Raw genomic sequence first — 4395 nt, forward strand, 5'->3', positions numbered from 1 at the left:
GGCTGCTGCTGCTGCCCTTGGCCATGCCCGCTTATGTGGTGGCCTACGCTTACACCGATTTTTTGCAGTTCAGTGGGCCGCTGCAGGTGGCTTTGCGTGAGTTGCTGGGCCTGCAAGAGCGGTTGTGGCCGGATGTGCGCAGCGTTTGGGGCGCGGCCTTGGTGTTCACACTCTCGCTTTACCCGTACGTTTATTTGCTGGCCCGCACCGCCTTGGTGGAGCGGGCCTCTGGCCTGATGGAAGCGGCCCGCTTGTTGGGGGCACCGTTGTCCCGCCGCGTCCGCGAGATTGCCCTGCCGCTAGCCCGCCCAGCCGTGGCCGCGGGTGTGGCGCTGGCCCTCATGGAGACCTTGGCCGATTTTGGCGTGTCCAGCTACTTCGGCATCCAGACGTTCACGGCCGGGATTTACAAAGCTTGGCTGTCTATGGACAACCGCATCGCCGCTGCGCAGCTGGCCACGGTGCTGTTGGTGGTGGTGCTGGTGTTGCTGCAACTGGAGCAACGCGCCCAAAAGCGCATGCGCTTCAACCCTGGGCGTGGCTCACGCCAAGGATCTGCCGAGGCCCAACCGGTGGCGCTGCACGGCATGCACCGCTGGCTCGCCTGGGGCGTGTGCGGCTTGCCAGTGTTGCTGGGTTTTGTGTTGCCAGTACTCATCTTGCTGCGGGCTTTTTGGGGTGAAACGAGCGAGGTGCCTTGGGCGCGTTTTGGGCAATGGGCCTGGACCAGTTTGCGTCTGGGTGGGATCACTGCCGTGCTGGCCGTCGGCGTGGCGCTGGCGCTGGCTTTTCGCGTGCGCACGCGGGCCGACCGCATCAGCCAAGGGGCCGTTCAGTTGGTGGGTTTGGGCTATGCCATTCCCGGCGCGGTGGTGGTGGTCGGCTTGCTTTTGCCTGTGGGCTGGATTCAACAAACTTGGCCGGGTTCATCGGCTGGGGCCTGGATCACGGCCACCTCATTGGGGCTGGTGTGGGCCTATCTCGTGCGTTTTTGTGCGGTGGCTTTGCAGTCGGTGCAAAGCGGCTATGCCCGCATTCCTGCGAGCCTCGACGATTCGGCCCGCATGCTGGGCGTGACCGGCTGGGGCCTGATGCAGCGTGTTCACGCGCCACTGTTGCAGCGCACCACCGTGGCAGCGGCATTGCTGGTGTTTGTGGACGTGATGAAGGAGCTGCCTGCCACTTTGGTGTTGCGGCCTTTTAACAGCGACACTTTGGCCGTGGTGGCCTACCAGTTGGCCCGGGACGAACGCTTGGGCGAGGCGGCGCTGCCCTCGCTGGCGCTGGTGCTGGTGGGCTTGATTCCCGTGATCTTGCTCAGCCGCACATTGCGTCAGCGCCGCAGCTGAACAGGGTGCGTGGGTGGGCCTAAAAGAGGGTCAGTTACCGAGTCTCGGGCTGTTTGGGCCAATGCTGGCCAAAGCGTTTGGCCAGATGGGCTTCGCCTTCTTCGAGCATGAAATAGCGAAAGGCCTCGGCCGCCGGCGACAACATTTTCGATTGGGTGTGCACCACGTTCCAGGCGCGAACCACGGGCGCGCCTTGCACGTCAAGCATCGTGATCAGGTTTTGCTCCAACTCCAGACCAATCGTGTGCAGTGACAAAAACCCCAGGCCCAGGCCCGCCATCACGGCCTGCTTGATGATTTCGTTGCTGTGCAGTTCGATTTTCAGGTGCGGCTCGACGTGGGTGTCCTCAAAAAACTTTTCCATTGCAGCGCGGGTGCCCGCGCCTTTTTCACGGGCAATGAAGTCGTAAGGGCGTAAGTCTTCAACGGTGAGCAAGCCGCGCCGCGCCAGCGGGTGGTCGGTGGCTGAGACAAACACATGCGGGTGCGCGGCAAAAGGTTCAGCCCGTGTTGGCAGCTCTTTGGGCGGGCGGCCCATGACGGCGATGTCGACCTCGCTGTTTTGCAGCATCTTGACCAGCTGATCGCGGTTGCCAATTGACAGTTGCACTTCCACGCCAGGGTGGCGGGTGCGAAACTCGGCCAGCATCCGCATCAAGAAGTACTTGGCGGTGCTGACAAAGCCGATGGTCAGTACCCCGGTTTCGGCGCGTTGCAGCCTGGCCGCGGCGTCTTCGGCATCTTTCACCGTGGCCAAAATTTTGCGGGTGTACACCAGCATGTACTCGCCTGTGGTGGTCAGGCTGACCTGTTTGCCTCGGCGGTCAAACAAGGGCATGCCCACATGGCCTTCGAGTTCCTTGACCTGCATGGTCACGGCTGGCGGCGTCAGGTGCAAGTTTTCGGCGGCACGCACAAAACTGAGGTGACGGGCCACCTCGTTGAACACGCGCAATTGGCGGAAAGTGGCGTTCTTCATTCAGGTTTAACTTAATTTAGTTGTGATTAATATTGAATTTACCTGAGGGCCTAAGATTTTTAAAGTCCAGACATTCCCTGATCAGATGTGCAAAAACAGATCGATCAAGGCGCTGAGCTGGAATGACGAGCCGCAGCGTTTGCAAAAGGGAAGACCCGTTTTTCCCAACCCGCCCATTTCAAATGAGGAGCACAACGCATGGCCACCAAAACCTACAACGCCGGTGTCAAGGATTACCGCAGCACCTACTGGGAACCCCACTACACGCCCAAGGACACCGACATCTTGGCCTGTTTCAAGATCACCCCACAAGCTGGCGTGCCACGCGAAGAAGTCGCCGCTGCGGTGGCCGCTGAATCGTCGACCGGCACTTGGACCACGGTGTGGACCGACTTGCTCACCGACCTGGACCATTACAAGGGCCGCGCTTACAGAATTGAGGACGTGCCGGGCGACGACACCTGTTTTTACGCCTTCGTGGCCTACCCCATCGACCTGTTCGAAGAGGGCTCCATCGTCAACGTGTTGACCTCCTTGGTGGGCAACGTGTTCGGCTTCAAAGCGCTGCGTGCCCTTCGTTTGGAAGACGTGCGCTTCCCGATCGCTTACGTCAAAACCTGTGGTGGCCCGCCCGCCGGCATCCAGGTCGAGCGCGACCGCTTCAACAAATACGGCCGACCCTTGCTGGGCTGCACCATCAAACCTAAGCTGGGCTTATCGGCCAAAAACTACGGCCGTGCCGTTTACGAATGCTTGCGCGGGGGCTTGGACCTGACCAAGGACGACGAGAACGTCAACAGCCAACCTTTCATGCGCTGGCGCGACCGTTTTGAATTTGTCGTGGAAGCCTGTCAAAAGGCCGAGCGCGAGACCGGTGAACGCAAAGGCCACTACCTCAACGTGACCTCGCCCACGGTAGAAGAAATGTTCAAGCGGGCCGAATTCGCCAAGGAGCTGGGCGCGCCGATCATCATGCACGACTTCTTGACGGGGGGCTTCACCGCCAACACCAGTTTGGCCAACTGGTGCCGCGACAACGGCATGCTGCTGCACATCCACCGCGCCATGCACGCGGTGCTCGACCGCAACCCGCACCACGGCATCCACTTCCGCGTGCTCAGCAAGTGCCTGCGCCTGTCTGGCGGTGACCACCTGCACTCGGGCACCGTGGTGGGCAAGCTCGAAGGCGACCGCGAAGCCACCTTGGGCTGGATCGACATCATGCGCGACAGCTTCATCAAGGAAGACCGCAGCCGCGGCATTTTCTTCGACCAAGACTTCGGCTCCATGCCCGGCATGTTCCCCGTCGCCTCGGGCGGCATCCATGTTTGGCACATGCCCGCGCTGGTGAACATTTTTGGCGACGACTCCTGTTTGCAGTTCGGTGGTGGCACCTTGGGTCACCCCTGGGGCAACGCTGCAGGCGCTTGCGCCAACCGCGTGGCGGTCGAGGCCTGCGTCAAAGCGCGCAACGAGGGCGTGGCCGTTGAGAAAGAGGGCAAAGCCGTGCTCAGCGAAGCCGCCAAGCACTCGCCCGAACTCAAGATCGCCATGGAAACCTGGAAAGAAATCAAGTTCGAATTCGACACCGTCGACAAGCTTGACATCGCCCACAAGTGATTGAACCCATTATTGTTAGGAGCCACTCATGCAAGACTACACCTCACGCCTGTCCGACCCCGCCAGCCGAAAGTTCGAGACTTTTTCTTACCTGCCGCCCATGACCGATGCAGAGATCCGCAAGCAAGTGGAGTACTTGGTCAAAAAAGGTTGGAACCCCGCGATTGAGCACACCGAACCCCAGTACCTGATGGACTCCTACTGGTACATGTGGAAGCTGCCCATGTTCGGTGAGACCGATGTGGACAAGGTCTTGGCCGAAGCTGCCGCTTGCCGCCAAGCCAATCCAGACAACCACATCCGCTTGATCGGCTACAACAACTTCACCCAATCGCAAGGCACAGCGATGGTGATTTACCGCGGCAAGACGGTGTAACGCCGACCCTGCGCCGAGCACATCCGCGTGGCGCATGGTGGACGGCGCAGTGAGGCCATTGAGCCAACGGA

General features: G+C 60.6%; 4 protein-coding genes. 3 read left to right on the forward strand and 1 reads right to left on the reverse strand.

The window, feature by feature from the left end; genetic code table 11:
• The coding region (locus Q0341_RS12315) for an iron ABC transporter permease (protein ID WP_299513762.1) at positions 1-1349 on the forward strand (1349 nt) is incomplete at its 5' end.
• A 34-nt stretch (positions 1350-1383) separates the two neighbouring features.
• On the opposite strand, the gene Q0341_RS12320 is transcribed toward Q0341_RS12315, so the two are convergent.
• Positions 1384-2328, reverse strand: coding sequence for a LysR family transcriptional regulator (locus tag Q0341_RS12320; RefSeq protein WP_299513765.1), 945 nt, complete (start codon positions 2326-2328; stop codon positions 1384-1386).
• Between the two features lie 198 nt (positions 2329-2526).
• On the opposite strand from Q0341_RS12320, the gene Q0341_RS12325 reads away from it, so the two are divergent.
• Positions 2527-3948 carry a form I ribulose bisphosphate carboxylase large subunit gene (locus tag Q0341_RS12325; protein ID WP_299513767.1) on the forward strand — a complete coding sequence of 474 codons (1422 nt, stop codon included), beginning with the start codon at positions 2527-2529 and terminating at the stop codon, positions 3946-3948.
• Between the two features lie 28 nt (positions 3949-3976).
• The gene (locus Q0341_RS12330; protein ID WP_293753080.1) at positions 3977-4324 is read left to right on the forward strand and encodes a ribulose bisphosphate carboxylase small subunit; all 348 of its coding nucleotides are present in this window, start codon (positions 3977-3979) and stop codon (positions 4322-4324) included.
• Positions 4325-4395 lie beyond the last annotated feature (71 nt).

This window comes from uncultured Limnohabitans sp. (assembly GCF_937889215.1).
GTDB lineage: Bacteria > Pseudomonadota > Gammaproteobacteria > Burkholderiales > Burkholderiaceae_C > Limnohabitans_A.